The organism is Cobetia amphilecti (assembly GCF_032923285.1).
GTDB lineage: Bacteria > Pseudomonadota > Gammaproteobacteria > Pseudomonadales > Halomonadaceae > Cobetia > Cobetia amphilecti.
In genome coordinates, this window is sequence record NZ_CP136695.1 from 3019127 (window position 1) to 3041391 (window position 22265).

Annotated in this window: 18 protein-coding genes; 3 read left to right on the plus strand and 15 right to left on the minus strand. The window is 63.1% G+C overall.

The window, feature by feature from the left end:
• Window positions 1-5 precede the first annotated feature (5 nt).
• The 3 genes from eutC to R1T44_RS12890 all read right to left on the minus strand — a co-directional run bounded on the left by eutC (window position 6) and on the right by R1T44_RS12890 (window position 3379).
• Window positions 6-866: an ethanolamine ammonia-lyase subunit EutC gene (gene eutC / locus R1T44_RS12880; protein WP_317292152.1), complete on the minus strand. Its 861-nt coding sequence runs from the start codon at window positions 864-866 to the stop codon at window positions 6-8.
• Window positions 863-2269 carry an ethanolamine ammonia-lyase subunit EutB gene (locus tag R1T44_RS12885; protein ID WP_317292153.1) on the minus strand — a complete coding sequence of 469 codons (1407 nt, stop codon included), beginning with the start codon at window positions 2267-2269 and terminating at the stop codon, window positions 863-865. The genes eutC and R1T44_RS12885 overlap by 4 nt, the downstream gene beginning before the upstream one ends.
• A 177-nt stretch (window positions 2270-2446) precedes the next feature.
• Window positions 2447-3379: a MurR/RpiR family transcriptional regulator gene (locus R1T44_RS12890; RefSeq protein ID WP_317292154.1), complete on the minus strand. Its 933-nt coding sequence runs from the start codon at window positions 3377-3379 to the stop codon at window positions 2447-2449.
• 166 nt (window positions 3380-3545) lie between these two features.
• On the opposite strand from R1T44_RS12890, the gene R1T44_RS12895 reads away from it, so the two are divergent.
• The 3 genes from R1T44_RS12895 (at window position 3546) to R1T44_RS12905 (ending at window position 7054) form a co-directional block, all read left to right on the plus strand.
• The gene (locus tag R1T44_RS12895) at window positions 3546-4874 is read left to right on the plus strand and encodes an aspartate aminotransferase family protein (protein WP_317292155.1); all 1329 of its coding nucleotides are present in this window, start codon (window positions 3546-3548) and stop codon (window positions 4872-4874) included.
• 65 nt (window positions 4875-4939) lie between these two features.
• Window positions 4940-5512, plus strand: coding sequence for a carboxymuconolactone decarboxylase family protein (locus R1T44_RS12900; protein WP_317292156.1), 573 nt, complete (start codon window positions 4940-4942; stop codon window positions 5510-5512).
• A gap of 285 nt (window positions 5513-5797) precedes the next feature.
• Window positions 5798-7054 carry an NAD(P)/FAD-dependent oxidoreductase gene (locus R1T44_RS12905; RefSeq protein WP_317292157.1) on the plus strand — a complete coding sequence of 419 codons (1257 nt, stop codon included), beginning with the start codon at window positions 5798-5800 and terminating at the stop codon, window positions 7052-7054.
• 14 nt (window positions 7055-7068) lie between these two features.
• Here R1T44_RS12905 and R1T44_RS12910 read toward each other — a convergent pair whose 3' ends face one another.
• From R1T44_RS12910 to R1T44_RS12965, 12 genes are all read right to left on the minus strand, one after another.
• Window positions 7069-8175 carry a glycosyltransferase family 4 protein gene (locus R1T44_RS12910; RefSeq protein ID WP_317292158.1) on the minus strand — a complete coding sequence of 369 codons (1107 nt, stop codon included), beginning with the start codon at window positions 8173-8175 and terminating at the stop codon, window positions 7069-7071.
• A gap of 660 nt (window positions 8176-8835) precedes the next feature.
• Window positions 8836-9315 (minus strand): hypothetical protein, encoded by a 480-nt coding sequence (locus tag R1T44_RS12915; protein ID WP_317292159.1) that lies wholly within the window; start codon window positions 9313-9315, stop codon window positions 8836-8838.
• 17 nt (window positions 9316-9332) lie between these two features.
• Entirely contained in the window at window positions 9333-10499 is a 1167-nt protein-coding gene (locus tag R1T44_RS12920) for a glycosyltransferase family 4 protein (protein ID WP_303595465.1), read from the minus strand.
• Between the two features lie 193 nt (window positions 10500-10692).
• Window positions 10693-11811, minus strand: a complete 1119-nt coding sequence (locus R1T44_RS12925) for a hypothetical protein (protein WP_052384903.1) — start codon at window positions 11809-11811, stop codon at window positions 10693-10695.
• A gap of 8 nt (window positions 11812-11819) precedes the next feature.
• Window positions 11820-12617, minus strand: coding sequence for a glycosyltransferase family 4 protein (locus tag R1T44_RS12930; protein ID WP_317292160.1), 798 nt, complete (start codon window positions 12615-12617; stop codon window positions 11820-11822).
• Window positions 12618-12731: 114 nt separating this feature from the next.
• A complete protein-coding gene (locus tag R1T44_RS12935; protein WP_131432407.1) occupies window positions 12732-13721 on the minus strand; it encodes a phosphoribosyltransferase family protein in 990 nt (329 codons plus the stop codon).
• Between the two features lie 143 nt (window positions 13722-13864).
• The gene (locus tag R1T44_RS12940; RefSeq protein ID WP_107336372.1) at window positions 13865-14989 is read right to left on the minus strand and encodes a glycosyltransferase family 2 protein; all 1125 of its coding nucleotides are present in this window, start codon (window positions 14987-14989) and stop codon (window positions 13865-13867) included.
• Window positions 14983-16452, minus strand: coding sequence for a lipopolysaccharide biosynthesis protein (locus R1T44_RS12945; RefSeq protein WP_284892063.1), 1470 nt, complete (start codon window positions 16450-16452; stop codon window positions 14983-14985). Before R1T44_RS12945 ends, R1T44_RS12940 begins: the two co-directional genes overlap by 7 nt.
• Window positions 16443-17282: a WbqC family protein gene (locus tag R1T44_RS12950; protein ID WP_317292161.1), complete on the minus strand. Its 840-nt coding sequence runs from the start codon at window positions 17280-17282 to the stop codon at window positions 16443-16445. The genes R1T44_RS12945 and R1T44_RS12950 overlap by 10 nt, the downstream gene beginning before the upstream one ends.
• Window positions 17283-17284: 2 nt before the next feature.
• Window positions 17285-18427 carry a DegT/DnrJ/EryC1/StrS family aminotransferase gene (locus R1T44_RS12955; RefSeq protein WP_054556247.1) on the minus strand — a complete coding sequence of 381 codons (1143 nt, stop codon included), beginning with the start codon at window positions 18425-18427 and terminating at the stop codon, window positions 17285-17287.
• A gap of 178 nt (window positions 18428-18605) precedes the next feature.
• Window positions 18606-19916, minus strand: a complete 1311-nt coding sequence (locus R1T44_RS12960) for an exopolysaccharide biosynthesis polyprenyl glycosylphosphotransferase (protein ID WP_225996327.1) — start codon at window positions 19914-19916, stop codon at window positions 18606-18608.
• 55 nt (window positions 19917-19971) lie between these two features.
• Entirely contained in the window at window positions 19972-22191 is a 2220-nt protein-coding gene (locus R1T44_RS12965) for a polysaccharide biosynthesis tyrosine autokinase (RefSeq protein ID WP_317292162.1), read from the minus strand.
• Between the last annotated feature and the right edge of the window lie 74 nt (window positions 22192-22265).

Here is a 22265-nt window from a genome sequence, read left to right on the forward strand (position 1 = left end):
TCCCATCAGGACAGCAGGAAGTTCTGGATACCTGTGCCGTCTTCCAGCGCCGTCTCGCCGCTTCTGTCCTTGAGTCCCACGCCGGTGAGGCCGAGCTTGTGTGCCTCACGCAGCAGATAGTGCAGACGCTGGGCGGCCATGGCGAAGTCGAGCCCTGCCGGACGCACGTTGGAGATGCAGTTGCGGCTGGCATCGCTCAGGCCGACGCGCGGCTGCCAGGTCAGATAGAGCCCGAGGCTGTCCGGAGAGCTGAGGCCGGGACGCTCGCCGACCATCACCAGCACTGCACGGGCATTGAGCAGCTCACCGACTTCATCGCCGATCGCGACCCGCCCCTGCTCCACCACGCTGATCGGTGCCAAGGACCAGGCATCCGGCCCGTCTTCTGCCAGCGCCTCCAGCAGTGCCGCGATGAAGGGCGCGGCATTGTTCTGCACCGCCAGAGACGAGAGCCCATCGACGACCACGATGGCCAGATCGGCAGGCTGGGCGTCGAGGGCGGACAGCTGCTGACGCGAATCCTCATCGAGACGCCGCCCGTAATCAGGGCGTTGCAGGTAGGTGGTGCGATCCACGGCGCGACTGTGCAGTCGCTGGATCTGCGGAGCATGCTCGAGCGCTGTGAGCTGGTTGAGGTCCTCGATCAGTCGCGGAATCTCCAGCGGCAGGTGGACGGCGTCCTGGGCGCGGGCGTGCGCCAGCTGGAATTCCAGCGAACGATTGGTCGGCAGACTGATGCCGGCACGGCCAAGGCCGATGCGCGCATCCGTGAACTGGCCAAGCCGCTGCCAGGGATTGGGCGTGACGATGGCATCGGGTTCGAGGCTGCGCGAGACCGCATCAGCAGAGGACTGGTCATGGCTCATGCGCCTCCTCCTGTCACCTGACGCAGTGAATTGGCGAAGCGGTCGGGCATTTCGCTTGGCAGTGCCTGGGTGGCGACATCGGTGAAGATCTGCATCTCCTCGAGCCAGGCGGCGAATTCCGGCGCCGGGCCCAGGCCCAGCACCCGCCGTGCATAGAGAGCATCGTGGAAGGAGGTGGTCTGATAATTGAGCATGATGTCATCCGAGCCGGGGATGCCCATGATGAAGTTGCAGCCCGCCACCCCGAGCAGCGTCAGCAGGGTATCCATGTCGTTCTGATCGGCATCGGCATGATTGGTGTAGCAGATGTCGCAGCCCATCGGCAGGCCCAGCAGCTTGCCGCAGAAGTGGTCCTCGAGGCCGGCGCGGATGATCTCCTTGCCATTGAACAGATACTCGGGGCCGATGAAGCCGACCACGGTATTGACCAGCAGCGGCGAGTACTTGCGCGCCACCGCATAGGCGCGCGCCTCGCAGGTCTGCTGGTCCAGGCCGTGATGGGCATCGGCGGACAGCGCACTGCCCTGGCCGGTCTCGAAATACATCACGTTGTCACCCACCGTGCCGCGCTTGAGCGACAGCGCAGCCTGCTGCGCCTCCGCCAGCACGGAGAGCTCGACACCGAAGCTCTCGTTGGTGGCCTGGGTGCCGCCGATGGACTGGAAGACAAGATCCACCGGGGCACCCTGCTCGATGCACTCGAGGGTATTGGTGACGTGGGTCAGCACGCAGGACTGGGTGGGGATCGCGTACTTCTGGATCACCTCATCCATCAGACGCATCAGCTTGATGCTCTGGGCCACGTTGTCGGTGGCCGGGTTGATGCCGATCACGGCGTCGCCGTTGCCGTAGAGCAGGCCATCGAGAATGCTGGCCGCGATGCCGGTGACGTCATCGGTGGGATGATTGGGCTGCAGGCGGGTCGAGAGGTGGCCGCTCTTGCCGATGGTATTGCGAAAGGCGGTGACCACCTCGCACTTCTTCGCGACCAGAATCAGGTCCTGATTGCGCATCAACTTGCTGACCGCGGCGGCCATTTCGGGGGTGATGCCGGCGCGCACCTGCGCCAGCACCGCGGGGGTCGCGAGGTCACTCAGCAGCCAGTTGCGGAAGTCGCCGACGGTGAGATGCGCGATCGGCAGGAGCGCCACCGGATCATGCTCATCGATGATCAGGCGGGTGATGTCGTCCTGTTCGTAGGGAATCAGCACGTCTTCGAGGAAGGTCTTGAGGGGTAACTCCGCCAGACACAGCTGAGCGACGACTCGCTCCTCGGCGGTTTCCGCGATCACGCCAGCAAGACGATCTCCGGAGCGGGCGGGCGTCGCCTTGGCCATCAGCTCGGCCAGATTGGCAAAACGATGGACCTGACTGCCCAGGGTGTAACGGTACTCGCGGCTCATGGGAAATTCCTTGCCCTGACGGATGTCATTTCATATCAGTCGTTTTGCAGGAATCACGCCAATCTCCCTCCATGCCTCTTTGGTCCTGTATGCGCCTTGAAGCCGCATTGCGTAGGCCTGCGCTCGCACCACCGTGGTGCATGACCGCGTTCCCCTCGGTGCAGTGAGTCGCGGGCATCAGCCGCGTGCGCCCCCCAGCTCCTTGATGATCGCCTCGCGCTGCTTGAGCGAAGCCACCCCGGCATCGCCCAGCTTGCTGGCCACCTCGCTGAGCAGTCCTTCGGCGAGAAACATGAAGGCGCTCATGCTGTTGCTGTAGAAGAGGCTGTGATTGGGCACATGGAAGCTGTAACGCGCCAGCGGCTCCAGCGGAGAGCTGGCCGAATCGGTCAGCGCGATCACCTCGACACCACGCTTCACCGCCACCTCGGCGCAGGCCACCACGCTTGGGGTGTAGGGGAAGCAACTGGCCACCACCAGCACGTCACCGGCCGACAGCTGGGCCAGTGCATCGGCCACACCCTGACGACTGGCATCCAGCGGTGCCACGTCCGGGCGCAGCATGCCCAACCCATAGGCCATGAACAGTGCCAGGGAATTGAACTGACGCATGCCGTGCAGGCGCACGCGCGGCGCCTCGGCCAGCAAGGTGGTCGCGGCCTCGAAGGCCGCGGCGTCCACCCTCTCCAGCATGCTGAGGATGTTGGCGCTCTCCTGACGCCCCAGCCGCGCTAGCTGGGCCATGGCGCTGCTATCGGCGTCTCGCGCCAGCAGCTGCGAGGCCTGCTGGCTGTAGAAATGCTCGCCATCCGTCACCGCCTGGCGAAAGACATCCTGAAACCTGCTGAAGCCCTCGTAGCCCAGCCGCTGGGCCAGACGCGAGAAGGTCGAGGCGTTGACGCCGGTCAGCTCCGCCAGCTGGCTGATGGAAGACACCGCCGTGCGTTGCGGGGACTCGATCAGCACCGCCAGCACGCGCCGGGAACTCGCGCCGAGACGAATCTCCACCTCACGACGATCGATCGCCGCCAGCAACTGCTTCAACCCCTCCAGGGTCTCCGGCGGCGAGTCAGGGGATGCGGGCCCGGGGGCTCGGGAGGATGGGGGCATGGAATACCTCCTTGGCAAGGGACAGGACAGATGGCGGCAACGGTAGCATCTCTGGCCGGTCGAGTCCGAAGGCACAAGCGACCATGTGCAATTATTTATTGCACAATCCATAAATGCACTACATATTTGCATTCAATGTTCGCACCCCTGCCGCCACGGAGCCCGCATGAGCCACGTACTGCATCGCAACCTCAATCAGGAGTATCCCACCGCCGTGAAGGGCGATGGCCCCTACATCGTCGATCGCGAGGGTCGCCGTTATCTGGATGCCAGCGGTGGCGCGGCCGTGTCATGCCTGGGGCACAGCGACGAGGCGGTGGCGCAGGCCATCAAGGATCAGGTCAGCCAACTGGCCTACGCGCACACCTCGTTTTTCACCAGCGACCCGATGGAGCAGCTGGCCGACTTCCTCATCGAACGCGCCCCTGCTGGACTCGACTCCGTCTACTTCGTCTCCGGCGGCTCGGAAGCGGTCGAGGCGGCACTCAAGCTGGCCCGTCAGTATTTCGTCGAGATCGGCCAGCCCCAGCGCAAGCATCTGATCGCGCGGCGCCAGAGCTATCACGGCAATACGCTGGGTGCGCTGGCCACCGGCGGCAACGCCTGGCGGCGTCAGCAATTCGAGCCGCTGCTGATCAACGTCAGTCACGTCAGCCCCTGCTACGCCTATCGGGACCAGCAGCCCGACGAGACGCCCGAGGCGATGGGCATTCGTCTCGCCGCGGAGCTTGAAGAGGAGATCCTGCGCCTGGGCGCCGACAACGTGATGGCCTTCGTGGCCGAGCCGGTGGTCGGTGCCACCCTGGGCGCCGTCACCGCGGTACCGGGCTACTTCAGACGCATCCGCGAGGTCTGTGATCGCTACGGCGTGCTGCTGATTCTCGACGAAGTGATGTGCGGCATGGGACGTACCGGCAGTCTGTTCGCCGCCGAGCAGGAAGGTGTCACGGCAGATCTGATCACCATCGCCAAGGGCCTGGGCGCCGGCTACCAGCCGATCGGCGCGACTCTGGTCAGCCAGCGCATTCGTGATGCCATCGCCAATGGCTCCGGCTTCTTCCAGCACGGCCACACCTATATCGGCCACGCCACCGCCTGTGCCGCGGCGCTGGCAGTCCAGCAGACCATCGAATCCCGCGACCTGCTCACACGCGTCAATGTCCTCGGCGAGGGGCTCAAGGCGCGCCTGAACGAGCGCTTCGCGCATCACCCCCATGTCGGCGACATCCGCGGTCGCGGCCTCTTCCAGGGGCTGGAGCTGGTGGCGGATCGCGATTCCAGAAAGCCCTTCGACGCTTCCCTCAAGCTGCACGCGTGGCTCAAGAAGGCCGCCATGGCCGAAGGCCTGATGTGCTATCCGATGGGCGGCACCCTCGATGGCCGCCAGGGCGATCATATCCTGCTGGCACCGCCGTTCATTCTGCAGGAGTCGCATCTGGACGAGATTACCGCCAAGCTGGGGCGTGCCATCGATACCACCCTTGCCAGCCTGTGACGGCTCAGCTGCAGGTGCATTGCCTACCTAACGATCTTTGAATGGATTTGAATGGAGTGACTTTCATGGCGATCACATCGCGCCTGACCGAACTGGATGACGCCAGCATGAGCACGGCTCAGCGCGAGGTACTGGCCGAGATTCTCAGCGGCCCGCGCGGCAATCTGGACGGCCCCTTCCTGGCCTGGATCCACAGCCCCGAGCTTGCCAATCATGCCCAGCGCCTCGGCGCCTTCTGCCGCTACGCCACCGGCCTTGAGCTGCGCCTCAGCGAGCTGGCGATTCTCACCACGGCGGTGTGGTGGAAATCACAGGCTGAATGGCAGATTCACGCGCCGATTGCCGAGCAGGCCGGCCTCGCGCCCGAGGTCATCACGGCGCTGCGCGAGGAGCGTGAACCCGCATTTGAACAAGACGATGAGCGGCTGATCTATCGCGTCACCCGCGCGCTCTACACCGAGCGGCGCGTCGATGATGCCCTGTACGCTGAGGCCGTCGCGATGTTCGGCGAAACCGTGGTGGTGGAGCTGGTCGGGGTGCTGGGTTACTACGCCTTGGTGGCGATGACGCTGAATGTCTTCGCCGTCCGGCGCGGTGATGACATCCCGCTGCCCTTCGAGGAGCCGAGCCGATCTTGAAACGCGTGTCTTGAAGGACCTGGATTGCGCCACGCCCGGAACGCTTGAGTACGACACGCCCGGTGACAGCGCGCTTGCCGAGCTGTCGCCCGCGAGGCATGCTCGAAAGGCTCCCTGCTGCGCCCCGGCCACCCCCGGGGCGTGCGTCATTGCGGCGCGAATACCTCGATGAAGACGCTTCGATATCGACGCCAGGATGGCAACACCTCGATAACAACACCTCGATAACAACACCTCGATAACAACACCTCGATAACAACAAGATGACCACAAGGTGAGCAATCAATGAGTGATAGCGAACACACGGAAGTGGCGGTGATCGGCGCGGGCGCCGTGGGTGTCGCCTGCGCCCTGTGGCTGCGGCGCAGCGGCCACGAGGTGACGATGATCGAACGTGAAGGCATCGCCAGCGGCACCTCCTTCGGCAATGCCAGCACCCTGGCGGATTACGGCTGCCTGCCCATCGCTCGCCCGGAAATCTGGCGCAGCATGCCGTCGCTGCTGCTGTCACCTGACTCGCCTTTCGTCATCGACTGGAAATGCCTGCCCAGGCTCTCGCCCTGGTTGATGCGCTTCATGGGCCAGTGCAACGCCACTCGCTTTCGCGCCAACAGCGAGATACTGGCCCAGCTGCTCAGCCATACCTACACGGACTACCAGCCGCTGCTGGACGATGCCCCCGCCGCCGCCGCGATGATTCAGCGCAAGGGCTGTCTGTATGCCTACGGCAAGGCCGAGAACCTGCAGGCCGCACAGGGCGATATCCGACTGCGCGACCAGCTCGGCATCCACCAGCAAGTGCTGACGGCGGACGAGCTGATCGCGCTGGAACCGGCCATGGAAGGCCACACCGCGGGCGGCGTGCTGTTCCCCTCCTCCTGTCACCTCGATGACCCGCAGGTGTTCATCGACACCCTGGCCACCCCGCTGCGCGAAGAGGGCCGGATCGTCAGCGCCGAGGTCACCCGCCTGAGCCGACAAGCCTCCGGCATGCTGCTGGAGTACGCCGATGGCCGGCGACTCATGGCGGACAGAGTGGTGCTGGCAGCCGGGGCCTGGTCGGCACATCTGGCGCGCCAGATCGGCGACAGGATTCCGCTGGATACCGAGCGTGGCTATCACATCGAATTCGATCTCGAGCACTCACCGCTCAACCGCCCGACCTGCCCGGTGGAAAGCGCCTTCTACATGACGCCACTGCACAGTGCCGAGGGTGCGCGCCTGCGCGTGGCCGGCACCGTGGAGCTGAGCTCGCTTGCGGGGCCGGCCAACCCGGCCCGTTTCGACTATCTGGAAAGCCGGGTGCGCAAGGTGCTGGGCATTGACGCCCCGGTGGCCCGGCGCTGGCTCGGCTTTCGTCCCACCCTGCCCGATTCCGTGCCGGTGATCGGCCCGTCACCCAATGAGCCACGCGCGATCCATGCCTTTGGCCATCAGCATATCGGGGTGACACTGGCAGGCGTGACTGGACGCCTGGTCAGCGAATGTTTAGCCAAAGGCTCACCAGAGTGGATCGCGCCCTGCTCTGCGGCCCGATTTTGACACTCTGGGAGGATTCACGAGGCATCCGCGATGCGGGGCCGCCCCGAGGTCAGGCGCTCCAGCAGCTGCTGCCACTCGCCGCACAGGGTGTCCGCATCAAAGCGCGCGGCATTGTCGCGTGCCAGCAGGGACATCTCGCTGCGGCGGGCTTCATCCGTGATCAGATCACGGATCTCGCGCGCCAGAGCCTCATCGTCCTCGACATCCACCAGCACGCCGCTGCCGCCGGCCAGGATTTCGGCAGGCCCGGTCTCACAGTCTGTCGAGACCACCGGCAAGCCGAAGGATTGCGCTTCCAGCAGGGTCATCGGCAGCCCCTCCCAGCGTGAGCTCATCACGTACAACGCCGCCCGCTGATACTCCTTTTCCACCTGTGAGGTGCGGCCCACGAAGACGACGCTGTCACTCAGGCCCAATGTCCAGGCCTGGGCCTTGAGGTCATTTTCATCCTCGCCCCAGCCGACGATGCGCAGCCGCCAGTCAGGGTGGACCGACACGACCTTGTGCCAGGCATTCAGTAGCACATCGAAACCCTTCTGCTCCGTTAGGCGCCCGACGGCAAGCACGGTACGCGACGCTGCGTCCTCTTCGCTGGGCTTGGGGAAGTGCGGCACCGGATTCCAGATCGCGCCGACCTTGTCGCGAATGCGATAGCGCGCTCGCCAGGCCTCGGCATCCCGCTCGGTGAGCACCACGATGGCGTCGGCCAGGCGCACGGCGGTCGAGCGCCCCACCGAACGCAGGCGTGAACCATGATCGGTGGCGAGATTGAAATGCTCCCAGCAGATGATCCGAGCGCGCTGGAACGGGGCCCACGGCGCACAGAAGGCAAACAGGATCGAATCCACCAGCACCACCACATCGGCCTGTTGATGGCGGACCTTGGTCAGCAACGCCGAACTGATGCCCAGCGAGCGTCGGGCCCCGCCTCTGGCTTCCTTCAGATTCAGGCAACAGGTCGTGATGCTGTCCTCTAGGGAAAACGAACTGGTTGCTGGCCCGAACAGACTCGCGATCATCACCTCATGACCCGAGCGCGCCAGTCCGCTGGCGATTTCGCATGTGACACGTTCCGTGCCTCCGTCGCTGGAAAGATTACCGACGACAAACAGAATCTTCATTGGCTCATGCGCTCCACAGGGAAATGCTCGCCGCGAGGCACCCGACCGCAGGCGCGATATCGCCTTGCTTGATCGAAATGCTCAACTACGGCGCAGAAAAAACCCGCCACCGACGAGGGTCGATGGCGGGAGATAGGGGGTATGACATGAAGCGGTGCGATCTAGTGCAGAACGCTAATGCAGAATGCTAGCGCAGGAACGGTTGCGCAAAACGGCTGACAGCAAGGCGACCGGCGGCCACCACGTCTTTACCGCTTCATGAAGAAAAATGCCTCAGGCATTTTTTGGAAAGACGGTACGTCAGAAAGACAGCACGTTTAGAAAGAAAATGCGCCAGCAAGACAGCGCGTCAGCAGGACAACACGACAAGAGGAGCGTGCGCGGTAAGCGGGCACGGGGAGCTAGTACGGAAAGCGAGCTCGAAAAGCGAGTTCGAAAAGCAGAGTGGCAAGCGACTTGAGCGCTGAACGAACACTGCCAGGCATCATGCGAGATGCCAGCTCAACGCGTCTTGCCCACCCCCACCTTCTGAGAAGCACGCTTGTCCTGAATCATGGTGAGCGTACAACGCGCGCCGTGGCATGGGTGATGAAAAGATAAATCCAATGCCGGCGCGCCAGGCTCAGCTCGATAGCTCAATGCTGGCACCTGAAGACAGGATCAGCGGCCAGCCATCGGGTGCGACGACTCAGCGTCCTGCTGGCTCGTCCGGCTGGCAGTGATGGCCTCAGTCGAGACGCGATGGATGATGCCGCAGTCTTCACAGTGATAGAGCGGCGCCTTGCCGGCCAGTCGCTGCCACCAATGGCGTTTTACGCGATGTACGCTGGCGCCCCCGCATTGGGCGCAGAAACGATATCCACTCATGACGACATTCTGCTCTCTGTTGATGGTGTTCACGGGCATCCTTCCCTTTGATGACGATCGATCGCGTTCCAGCGAGACGGCCTGTTCAGCGACACGCGGTGTGCCATTGCCAGAAGAAGCACTGTCCCGACCGATTGAGCTCTCCAGGCAGGCGCCTGTCACTCTCACTCGCGGGGCCATTATGCGCGTTAAATCCAGCAGCAGTTCCTGATATTTACCCAACTGTCGAGAACGATTTTCTTCATCTTTCTGACGAAAATCCAACGGTGTCAATGTGTTAGCGTCCCGCCTCAGGCGGTAGCGAGTACTGACTTACGCAACTCGATATCCAGTGTGTGCTGCAGACAGCCCAGATAGGCACGCACCACGATCTGCTGATCAAATTCACGTTCGATACGCACGCGTGCGGCCTGCCCCGCCTCCATCAATGCCGCATGCGGCATGTCCAGACAGCCCTGCATCTGCTGCTCAAGAGACTCGACATTGGCCGCTTCGCACAGCCAGCCAGTGACGCCGGGGTTGACTGAGCTGCGACAGCCCGGCACATCACTGACGATCGCCGGACGCCCCATCGAGGCCGCCTCCAGTACCGTGCGCGGCATGCCTTCCCGGTATGACGGCAGCACCAGCACATTGGCCTCGGCCAGGAAGGGGCGTACATCCCGCTGTTCACCCAGGTAGTGCAATATGCCGCGCTCACGCCAGGCAGCGATTTCCTCATCGCTGATCGCGGTGCGATTGCTGATTCCCGACGGGCCGATCAACCAGAAGCGTGCCTGCGGATAACGCTCATGCAGACGCTCAGCCGCCGTCACGTATTCCCGCACCCCCTTGTCGCCGATCAGGCGTGCGACCATCACGAAGGTCAGCGGTGGCGTCTGCGGCTGCGGCGCAAAGGCGAAGCGTTGCGGGTCGATACCGGCGCCGGGCAGCACGACAGACGGCGTGGACTTCTGCAGCCCGAGGCGCATGAACAGGCGTTGGTCATCGCGGTTCTCGAAGAACACGCAACGCGCGCCACGGTTGGCGAAGCCATACAGCGCACGCACGCGACGAAACAGCCAGCTGTCGTGTATGAAGGCGGTGCCCAACCCCGAGACGTTGTTGGTATAGGGAATCTTGAGTAGCCGACAGGCCAGCCCCGAATAGACATTGGCCTTGATGGTGAAGTTGAGAACATAGCGCGGCTTGAGTTTCAGCAATGTCCCCAGCAGCGCCAGCAGACTCTTGCCCTCACCGATCAGCGAGGTGCCCTTGCCTTCCATGCCCAGCGCACGATGCTCGACCCTGAGCTCGTCCACCAGGTACTCGCTATGCGCATCGGTGGGCGCAAGGCACACCACGCGATAGCCCGAGTCACGCAGCCCTTCGATGACGCCGCGATGGAAGTTGTAGAGAAAGAACGACGAGTTGGAGACCAGCACCACCGTGGAGGGCTGTGCGTCACGTGTTGGCATGGGGCATTCCTTGCGTGTCATGCGAAGAAGAACATGCGCGAGCATGAGCCCGCGCGACCGGAAGCATCCGGGAGAGAAACCTTGAATAAGGGGAGCCATCGACAAGAGAAACGATCGAGAAGCGACACCAGCGCGAAAGGAAAGGCGTCGTGGCTCGGTCCAGCAGCTCGATCCAGCAACTCGTTCCAGCAGCTCAGTCCAGCAACGCAGGCCGGCGTTGCTGCTGCCACAGACGCACCAGCCCTGTGTCATGCGCCATGCACACCACATAGATGACCAGGAACGGGAAGCGATAGCGCACCGCGGTGCCGTAGTTGAAGACGACGAGTCCATAGATGGTGAAGGCGCCGATCAGATACAGCAGCCAGAAGAGCGTCTTCTCGCGCTGGACCTGCCAGCACTTGAGGGTCAGCCAGACAAGGAAGGCGACCACCAGCAGGTTCTCTCCCGACTGGATCAACTGCAGCGCATTGGCGGCTTCCCAGGGCAATGGCTTGATCAGGAAATAGAGCGCGCCCTGGATTCCCGTCACCACGAAGTCCCCGAAGCCCTGAATCACCTCCACATCCTCGATCTTGCCGCCATCCTCCAGATACATGGCCGCGCGGAAGAAGTTGATCTGGTCCACCGCCAGCGGATAGATGACCAGCACACTGGCGGCCAGCCCGACCAGCAACCAGCAGAATCGCTTGGTCGACAGGCCCTGACGGCTGACGTCGTAGAGGAGATAGATGCCGAGGAAGATCAGCATGATCAGAGCGTTCTGGAACTTGATGATCCATAACGGCAGCAGGAAGATCAGCGCCCACATCGGCCGGCGTTCGATGGCCAGCAGGAAGCTGCCGAGCATGAAGCCGGTGACCAGGGTATCGCGCAGGCTCAGTGAGCTGTAGAGCACCAGGCTCGGGTAGCACAGCACGAACAGCAGTACCGCGTGGGAGATGATGCCGCGGCGAATCAGCACCATCAGCGCGCCGATATAGAGGAACTTGTTGAAGAAGCCCAGGCTGGTGATGGTTTCCGCCAGCGGCAACGGCAACAGCGCCAGAAATCCCGATGAGACCGAGACGGTCAGGGAGTGGTCCATCGCTCCCCAGTCCATGCTGCGCATGGCCAATACCTGCTCCCAGTAGCGGAACTGGTCCGGCATGTATTCGGCATCGAACAGCACATTGTTCAACAGGTACGGCACCGCACTGCTCAGACTCAGGATGATCGCGACATTGCGCGTCACCCAACCACGCAGAAAGCCCACCATCACCAGTACCAGACAGACGAGCAGGTTGGGCAGGTCGAGCAGAATGTGTTCCATGGAAAGACTTATTCTCGTGCGCCGCTGTTGGCCAGTTCGGCCTGCAGACTGGCGGATGACATGAGGGGCGCAGACGCGCCGGTATCAGCGCTGGTGGCCTGCCGACTCACCACGCCAGAGGTATCGAGGGACGGCGAGGACTGCGCGAGGCCAGCCGCAGCTCCCCCACTGCTGACCTGCCAGCTTTGGGACGAGAAGGGTGACGCGCCCTCGACCTGGGCTGCCGACAGCATCAGCGACAGGCACTGCATCAATTGATGCTCGCTCAGCGCGCCCGTCTCCTCATCAGGGGCCAACGGCAACGTCACGACGCGCGCTGCCTCGATGCCGCCCTCGTGGCGTGCCTGGCAGCCGGCTTCATCGCTTTCGACCAGCACCAGTGCCGCATGCGGATACTTGAGCGCCATCCGGCGCCTCAGGCCCCGCGCCTTGCTGCCCGCCGCCACCAGTTCACTGGCCGGTGTCACGGCATGATGCGCAATCACCGGCACGCGCCAACGATCCAGACGGCGCGCCTTGAGTGCATTGAGGTTGGCTTCCAGACCGCTGGACAACAGGACACATGGGCGATGACGCGCCAGATAGCGCGTCAGGGCCAGCACGCCCGTCAACTCAGTGTGCACGCCCAGCTCTACCAGCCGCACCCCATGGGCCAGACCTTCGATCAACTCCTCATGGGCCTGGGGCACGATGAGGTCCACCTCGTGACCCAGGCGCGTCAGCCCCGCCGCCAACGCCAGCATCTGGCGAGTCTCGAGGGTCATCTGCCGTGCCACGACCAAAAGCGCCATCCGATGCGTCTTCATTGCCACTCCTTCGCCAGTGTTAGCCTTGAGCCAGGCTTGATCGAGTCAATTCACGATGATCGCCATGCCATCTGCACATGGCGATCGACGTCAGCCCCACTTCCTTCGGTGCGTTCAGGCCAGGCGCTGATAGACACTGCGCGCCTGGCGGGCCAGCGGCGCCGGCAACCAGGTCACGACCCGGCGCGCCATGCGCTTGAACGTGCACACCAGCACCTGGCCCTTCTTCTGCGCTGACATCGAGGCCCACTCGGGGGTCATCATCTGGTGGGCGTCCACGCAATAGACGGGCCTGCCGGTCATGCGCGTGATGTTGGTGGCCTGCCCCACTTCGCTTTCGATGAACAGGCGACAGCCGGAGTCACGGTAGTAATCCGCCTTGTGACTCGAATGGCGATTCTGACGCAGCCGCTCTTCCTTGCTGGGCAGGTCGAGCATGATCAGGTGGTCATACTCGACACCGTGCCGGGCCAGCCAGGCGGTCGTCTCGGGACGATATTTTTCCAGCCGATTGGTGACCAGCGAGTGCACACGGTAGGTCGGGATATGCAGAGGTGCCGCGTTGGTCAGGAAGTCGCGATAGCGCGGGCCGTCATCGTTCTGCTCAGGCGTCGGATCGAGGCACAGCACGCCATCGATATCCAGGCAGCTATCGGCCAGCGCCGGGTGATGAAACAGATTCCACTGGAAGGCACGCGGGTGTTCCAGCTCGACCAGATACATGTCCACCCCCACCACCGGTGCCGGGTTGGCATAGATGACGCAGGTGGTGATGTCACAGGGGCATTCTTGCGGAATGCGCGCCAGGGAGGCCTTGAGCGAGGCCCCACTGTTGAAACTGTCGTCGACCAGCAGCACACGCTGATTTTCCCAGGCGCTCTGCGCCGCCCCCCGGACCTTGCGCGTCATCCCCTTGCCGGGCGAGCCGTTGGCGATGAAGGTGTCGAGATCCGTGCAGGCCCGATTGAGCATGGCGCTGATCATGTAGGCCGGCACCATTCCACTGCGCGGGATTCCGACGATCAGATCGAAATTCCCGGCCTGCAGGCGCGACAACTGTCTGGCGATGTCCGAACTCAGGTCGGCGTAACTGCGATAATTCATGTTGCGGTCCCCTTGCGACTCACGACGGCCCAAGGCCGATATCCTTCGCGCTTTTGTGTGTTGCAGCGCTTTTTTGATGTCATTGACGACGTCCTGTCATCAAACGCTTCTCTCGCCCTCATCCCCCAGATAACCGGGGGCTTTCAGGCGCTTTTACGCTTCTGCACTGCGCTGTCGGATGTCACACGACGGCGACGAGTGCCTATCAACCTGGTCATCACATCCTGACGCACGAGGCGCAGCAGCCGACTGCGATCCATGTGCGAAAGCAGCGCGACCCCCTGGCGGAAGTTGGCCAGGCGCTGCATGGGGCTCGCGGGCGCCATCACGTACTGCTTGAAGTAGTGATAGAGCGGGATATACAGGCTGTCGGAATGCGGCATATGCCGGGTATTGGCATGAAAGACGTCGATGGCCGAGATCATGTCGCGCTGATAGCGCTGTTCGGCCTCGCTTTCCTGCTGCTGCGATGTCCAGGAACCCTTGGCATTGCGGCGATAGACACAGGCAGCATCTTCGTAATAGAGAGTCTCGCCTTGCAGTGCCATGTAGGACTGCAGGAAGAAGTCCATGATCGGGGCGCCGCGATAGGACGCCATCATCGCGTCGACGGTGGCATCGACGCGTCGGAAGCTGAAGGCCGGTGACGGAATGGAGGCGCCGCGCAGCCCGATCACCGCCTCGGCAGAGATCTTCTTCACGCTATCGGCATAGCGGCAGATGAGCGAATGCTCGCCGGTGGCTTCATTGAATTCCAGCGCCGGGTGGAAGCAGACCGTCGCCTCGGGATAGGCGTCGAACAAGGCGACCTGACGGGCCAGCTTGTCGGGTTTGATCCAGTAATCATCGCCTTCGCAATAGGCAATGATGTCGCCACGCATCACCGGCATGCAGAAGGTGATCGGCCAGATATGCTGCGAGTACTGGTTCACGTCCTGCAGGATCGGCCGCACGATGTTCGGGTAACGGGCCGCATATTCCTCGATGATTTCCCGCGTGCCATCCGTCGAGACATCGTCATGCACGACGATCTCGAACGGAAAACGCGTGCGCTGCATCAGGAAGCCATCCAGCGCCATGCGAATGTAGTCGCCATGATTGAAGGCGAAGCACATCACCGAGACGCGCGGGGCGCTGAGATCGCCCTCCCACTCGGCCATGATGGCGGCTTCCTCGGCGGGCGCCGGCGGTACAGGCAAGGGGCCTGACTGCGGTGTGCCATCCATGAGGGGCGTCGCGAGTGCCCGGGCATAACTCAGTTCTAACATGCAGTATTCCCCACTTTCCGTTGTGAAAGACGCTCCTGGATCCAGCCGGCGCCGTACTGCCAGGCCGCGAAGCGCAGCCAGCAGGACAGCAACAGATAGGCCGCCCCTGCCAGCAGGCCTGATACCACCAGCACCACCGGTGCCGGCCAGATGGCCAACAGCGCAGGCACGGCCCACCAGGTCGTGCCCGCCACCGCGCTGGCCAGCAGCAGAGCCGGCAGGAAGTCGGCCAGCTGCTCGCGGATGCTGTAGTTGATCAAGTCCCGCGAGAACCAGGCATTGGGGATGTAGGACACCACCGCCACCACGATCTGCCCGATCAGGATCGCCATCACGCCATGGCGCCAGGTCACCGCAAGCACCGCACAGATCAATACCTTCTTGACGATCTCGAGCCCGAGGAACAGGTCCGAGCGCCCCTTGACCTTGAGCACATTGAGATTGAGCGTGCTCAGGGGATACATGACGGCCGCGATGCACATCAGCTGCAGATAAGGCACCGCCGCCAGCCACCGCTCGGGCAATAGCGTCAGGAACAGCGGCTCGGCCAGCGCCGCCAGCAACAGCATCGCCGGGAACAACAGATAGACCATGACCTGCAGGATCTGACGATAGGCACTCTTGAGGCGCACCGGATCCGCCTGGATGCTCGCCAGCGCCGGGAAGGTCACGTTCTGCACCGCCGTCACCAGCTGATTGATCACCAGCTCCTTGAGACGCTCGGCGAAGAAGAACAGCCCCGCCACCGAAGCGGAGAACAGCTTGGCGATCAGCAGCACATAGAGATTCACGAACAGCACATCCAGCATGCGTGACAGGAACATCTTGTAGCCGAAGCGGAACATCGCCTTGAACGACACCACATCGAATTCCCGCCGCGGCCGCCAGCTGCCCCACCACCACATCAGGGCGGTAGTGACCAGCGCCGCCGTCAACATCTGCCCCACCAGTGCCCAGACCCCGAAGCCCAGCCAGCCCAGCAGCACTGCCACCCCGCCCGACACCACGCTGCCGGGAATGCCAGCCTTCATGCGCGTGCGAAAATCCAGCGCACGGTTGAGCATCGCGCCCTGAATGACCTCGAAGGAATTGATCAGCACCACGATGCCGCCGATACGCACCAGCACGATCAGGCGTGGCTCGGCATAGAAGTCGGCGATCAGGGGGGCGCTGGCATACAGCAGGCCGTAGGCCAGCACCCCGAAGGCGATATTGCTGAAGAAGGCGGTGCTGGCATCACGCGGCCCGAGGGTCGGCATGCGCAGAATGGCCTGCTGAAGACCGGAATCCATCATGGCCGAGGCGATGGTCAGAAAGACCAGCACCATCGCCAGCAACCCGAAATCTTCCGGCACCAGCAGCCGCGCCAGCAGCAGCGTGACCAGACTGGCCATGCCACGCCGCAATAGCTGATCGGAGAAATTCCACAGAATGCCGATGGCGGTCTTGTTGCTCAGTGACACGAGGCGTGGCCCCCCTGTTGCGAGTGGGTGGAGACATCGCGCGCCAGCGGCCCCGGCACAGGCGCCGTGTCACCCGCAACATTGCCCGCGGCACGCAGCAGCTCCGGGTCTTCCGGCAGCAGCTGGTACTCGGCGAGTCTGTCGCGCGTCTCGCCCGGTGAGCACCACATCAGCATATCGATGATCGACAGGCCGGCGACGAACTCCGCCTGACGCCCCGAGCGACGCGAATCAAGCGGTGTCTGGCAGTAGTCACTCGGCTGGCTGGCGAGGAATGACGGCGTGATGCCATTGGCCGCAAAGGGCGCCGCCTGGTAGAGCTTGCGGCCGCCGATGCTGTTGATGTAACCCTCGGCCCCGCGCATCAGTGACATCTCGATCAGACGGTCCTGGGCCTTGAGACTGCGATCGTGCTCAAGCTCACTGGTGAGCAGAAAGCGACACTCCAACCCCAGGTAGTCACACACCCGCTCGAAGCTGTACTTGCACAGCGCCCCGATGCGGCGGTCTTCATGCTGGAACACCGCCTGCAGCAGCGGCATGACCTGTGCGTAATACGGTGCCTTGGCATAGGCGTGATGCAGCGTGGTCAGCAGGCTGTCCGGTGTCGGGCCGAAGACGAGTTCGCTGATCAAGCGGTTGGGCGACGCCTTGGGCACCGACAGCGTGAAGCGATGCGCCTTGCCGCCCAGCAGCACATTGTTGCGATGGATATAGCCACGCGGAATGAAGGCGACATAGTCGTAGACGAGAAACTCGTCACAGGCATGCATCAGCTGGAAATAGCCGATATGCGGGAACAGATAGGGCTGCATGATCGCGATGTTCATGATCAGGCGGCCTTGACGTGGCGATTGACGATGATGCGCACCGCCCCGAGGATCTCGCTGACCTCAAGCCCCGAGTAGAGCGGCAGACACAGGATACGACTGGCGATATCGGTGGAATGCACGATCTGCGGGGTGATGACATCCTCGTCCTGCAATTCGGCGGCGGGCCGCCCGAGGAAGGACAGCGATTCCAGCGACGGGCAGAAGTAACGTCGTGCCAGATAGCCTTCCTGCTGCAGACGCTGCATCACCTCGAGCAGCATGCTTTCGCTTTCGAGAATGATCGGGAAGTAGGCGTAATTCAGGCTGGCGCCGGTCTGGCGGGTCTGCAGCTGGACATTGCCGCGCAGCGCCTGGGCATAGGCATGCCAGACCAGCGCCCGGCTCTCCAGATTGCCTTCGATCTCATCCAGCACGCACAGCCCCATCGCCGCCTGGAACTCATTCATCTTGGCGTTGATGCCCAGCTCCTCGATGCACTCCGGGCCGGTGATGCCGAAGTTGATCAACTTGCGGGCGCGTTCCAGGTCTTCCTTGCGCTTGAAGATGATCGCGCCGCCTTCGATGCTGTGGAACAGCTTGGTGGCGTGGAAGCTCAGGGTGCTGGCATCGCCATGTGACAGCAGGCTGTTGCCGCGATAGGTCACGCCGAAGGCGTGGGCACCGTCATAGATGACCTTCAGATCATGCGCCTCGCCCAGCGCATCGATGGCCTCGACATCACAGGCATTGCCGAACACGTGCACCGGCACGATGGCACGGGTGCGTGGCGTGATGGCCGACTCGATGCGTGCCGGGTCCAGACACAGGGTATCGGGGTCGATATCCGTGAATACCGGCTGCATGCCCTCCCACTTCAGGCTGCTGGCGGTGGCGATGAAGGTGAAGGGCGTGGTGATGACCTCCGCCGATTCGTACTGGCCCGGCATCTGGGCGATGCCCAGCGCGCGATAGGCGATCTGCAGCGCCAGGGTGCCATTGCTGACCAGCAGCAGATTCTCGACGCCCAGATAGGTTTCCAGACGTCGAGTGAGCTCCTGCTCGAGCGGGCCGTGGTTGGTCAACCAGCGCCCCTCGAAGATGGAATCCACATAGCGGTCGAAATTCTCCCGCTCCGGGAAGTAGGGACGCGTCACCGTAATCATGATATCGACTCCTTTCGTACATCAGATGAAGGTTGGCTCTGACAGCAGACGAGTGCCGGTGCAGCGCGTTCGCTGCCGGGTTCCTCTGGCAGCGACTCGCTACACGTTTCAGAGAAGTGCCGCACACTCGCCTGCGGAGACACTCGTCTACAGACGTCTACAGAGAGTGCAGGCCCGCTCAGCGCGAGCCGTTGCCGCTGATCACGATCTTGATGGTGCGGATCACCACCAGCAGATCGAGCCAGAAGGAAAAGTGCTTGATGTAGAAGAAGTCGTATTCCAGCTTGCGGATCATGCCTTCCACTTCAGCGGCGTAACCCTGCTCGACCTGCGCCCAGCCGGTGATGCCCGGGCGCACGACATGGCGGTAGTGGAAGAACGGCACGTCCTTGCGATACCAGTCGGCCAGATTCATCGACTCGGGGCGCGGGCCTATCAGGCTCATGTCGCCCTTGAGCACATTGAACAGCTGGGGCAGCTCATCGAGACGGCACTTGCGGATGAAGCGCCCGACTCGCGTGATGCGCGGATCACTGCCTTCCTGGGTGAAGCCCGCGCCCTTCATGCCGTCATACATGCTGCGGAACTTGTAGACGGTGAAGGGGCGGCAGTGAAAGCCCATGCGCGGCTGGCGGAAGATCACCGGCCCGGGACTGTCGAGGCGAATCGCCAGCGCCGTCAGCAACATGACCGGCGCCAGCAGCGGCAGCATGAGCGCGGCGACGGTGAAGTCCATCCAGCGCTTGATGACCTCATAGTCTTCCCGCGGTGTCAGCGAGCCGAACTCGTTGGCGTAGAGGTGATCCAGCAGTACGCGACCGGTGATCATCTCGTGGGCATGGGTCGCGTGATAGACCGGAATACGGTGGATGGTGCAGTCGGCCAGGAAGCTCTCCCACTCGCTGGGCAGCTCACCGCGCAGGTCCGCCACCACGCCGTCGATACGCGGCAGGCCGACCAGGTCAGGCCCGCGCAACGACAGCCACTCGACGCCCGGGCGGGTGCACAGACTCGGCGCCTTGCCGTAGGGCACCACCGCGAAGCGCATCCGGCGCAGTCGGGTGTCGATGTAGTAGTAGGCCGTGCACAGGCTCACCGCGAGCAGGAAGGACAGGCCGACCTGGTGACGCGAATACTCAAGCCCCAGCACGCCCAGCACCATCATCAAGGTCAGATAGGAGATGACGATCGCCGGCACGACGTAGAGGTAGGAGCGCGTGCCCGGCAGGCGGGACAGGCGATTGACCGCCGTCACCGACAGGGTGTAGGCCACGCCGGTGCCGAGCAGGGCATGCCACTGATCATCGCTGGTCAGCCACCAGTGGGTGTCACCCTGCATCAGCTGGTTCAACCCTGCCTGGTACAGTGCCGGCGCGATGACCACCACCAGCATCCCGAAGATCAGCTGCAATCGCTTGCTGGCCAGCAAGCGCTCGTAGTGATGCGAGTAACGCCGCTGGTGCTCCATCGACAAGGGTATACCGCTCATCGTGCTTACCTCCTCCGTGATTCAAGCGTCATGAGAGCTGCCAAGCGAGACGATGTCAGGCGTAGCTGTAGTTGTAATAACCGTAGCCATGCTTGTCGCCAGCTTGCGGTTCGATGGCATTCAGGATGGCGCCCTTGACGTGAATGCCATTGTTCTCGAGCTTCTTGCGTGCATGCTCGAGTTCGCGCACCTGGTTCATGCCAAATCGCGCCACCATCAGACTGGCGCCGACGTGACGACCGATGATCAGCGCTTCGGTCACGGCCAGTACCGGCGGCGTGTCGATGATGATCAGGTCGTAACGCTCACCGAGTTGCTCCAGCAGCTCGGCGAAATTGGGCTGCATCAACAGCTCCGACGGGTTGGGCGGCGCGACGCCACGGCCCAGGAAATCAAGATTGTCGATGCGCGAGTGATACAGCACGCTGTCCAGCGGACTGGCACCGCTGAGCACATCCGACAGACCGCCCTGCTCGGAGGTACGCTGGAAGGCGTGATGCAGGTGGCCGCGGCGCATGTCGGCATCGATCAGCAGCACGCGCTGACCGGCCTCGGCACTCACCGCCGCCAGATTGAGGCTGACGAAGCTCTTGCCGATGCCCGGACTCGGCCCGGTGAACATCACCGACTTGCGGCGATTGTCGAGCAGGGCGAAGTGCAGGCTGGTGCGCAGGCTGCGCAGAGCCTCGATACTGATGTCCGACGGCTGGGAGGTGGCCAGCACCCCCTGATAGATCTCGCGGCCGCCCTTCTCGCCCTTGAGGCGCACGCGGCGCATCATGTTGTGCTGCTGCGGCGACAGCGGCACCGTGGCGTAGACGGGCAGGTCCAGCGCCTCGATCTGCTCGGCGGTGTCGATGCCCTTGCGCATCGCATGACGCAGCAGCGCGGCCAGCGTGCCCAGCATCAGGCCAATCATGCAGAACACGGCCAGCATCAGGGACGTCTTCGGCGAGATGGGCACTGGCTGCAGCACTGCCGGGTCCAGGATGCGCACGTTGCCGACGGTGCCGGCCTTCTTGAGGCGCACTTCCTCGCGCTTGTTGAGCAGCGCGACATAGATTTCCTGGCTGACGGTGACATTGCGGTTCAGGTTGAGCGCCTCGCGCTGGGCGGCCGGCAGTTGCTCGGCCTGCTTCTGCACGCGCGCCTTCTCCTGATTGAGCGAATCACGACGTGCCACCAGCGCCCGATAGGCCGGGTGCTCGCTGGTGTAGGCACGGGACAGCTCGGCCAGGCGCAGCTTGATCTCGGTCAGCTGATTGTCCAGCCCGACGAGGTTCTCCATCACCTGCTGACTCTCGGCGGTCAGATCGACCGAGTCGCGACGGCGGCGATAGTCGTTGAGTGCCGATTCCGCCTCATCGAGCTGGCCACGCAGCGTCGGGATCTGGTCGCCCAGAAAGCCGAGCTGATTGTCCGCCTCGGCGGATTCCCGCTCGATGTTCTGCTGCAGGAAGACATTGGTGATGGTGTCCAGGGTGTTGACGATGGCGGTCTGGTCACTACCTGACAGGCTCAGCGTGACCACCCCGGTGTCGGTGCCATTGCGCACGGCGGTGAAGCGCGACTTGAGCGAATTGATGGCGCTCAGGTCCGAGATGCTGGTCAGCGTGAAACGTGCACCGGGTTCGGCTGACAACTCGCGCACGAAGACCTTGATGCCCTCCGCCAGCGCGTTCTCGCCCACCTTGCCATCGACGATCGGCTGACCCTCGGCATCCAGCAGGCGGTAGCGCTCATCGCCCAGTACCTCGAGGGTCAGCGTCTGCTGTTGCCACGGACCACTGAGCTCGAGCGTGGTGACCTTGAGGGTGTCATCGCCCCAGGCGTAGTCCTGCCCGCCGAGGCTTGCCGGCAGGCGCAGATGGCGGTTGGAGAGCCAGTCACCGATGACCGGGTAACGCACCGGAGAGACCACGATATTGAGGCGCTCGCGGTCCACGGCCTGGCCCAGTACCAGTCGTGAGGCGAGAATTTCCAGCTCATCGCTGGTGCTGCTCTCGTCGCTGCCGGTCGCCTGACCGGCCAGCGGCCCCAGCAGGCTGGCGCTGCCGCCCTTGTCCTCGATCTGGATCAGGGAATCGGCCAGGTAGATGCGCTGCTGGCTACCGACGAGATAGATGCCCAGGAGGGTGAACAGCAGCGTGCTGCCGATCAGCCACCAGCGTCGATGCCAGAGCAAGGCGAGAATGGTGCTGAAATCGAGTCGGCGCGTGGTGTCCTTGCCAGGCTGTGCAGAAGAGGATGGCATGGGAGAGGTGTACTGATTCATGACGCCGCCTTGAGTAAACGATTCAGGCCCGGCAGGCAGGTGATACGGCAGGTCGCGACGCGACCTGCCATGCG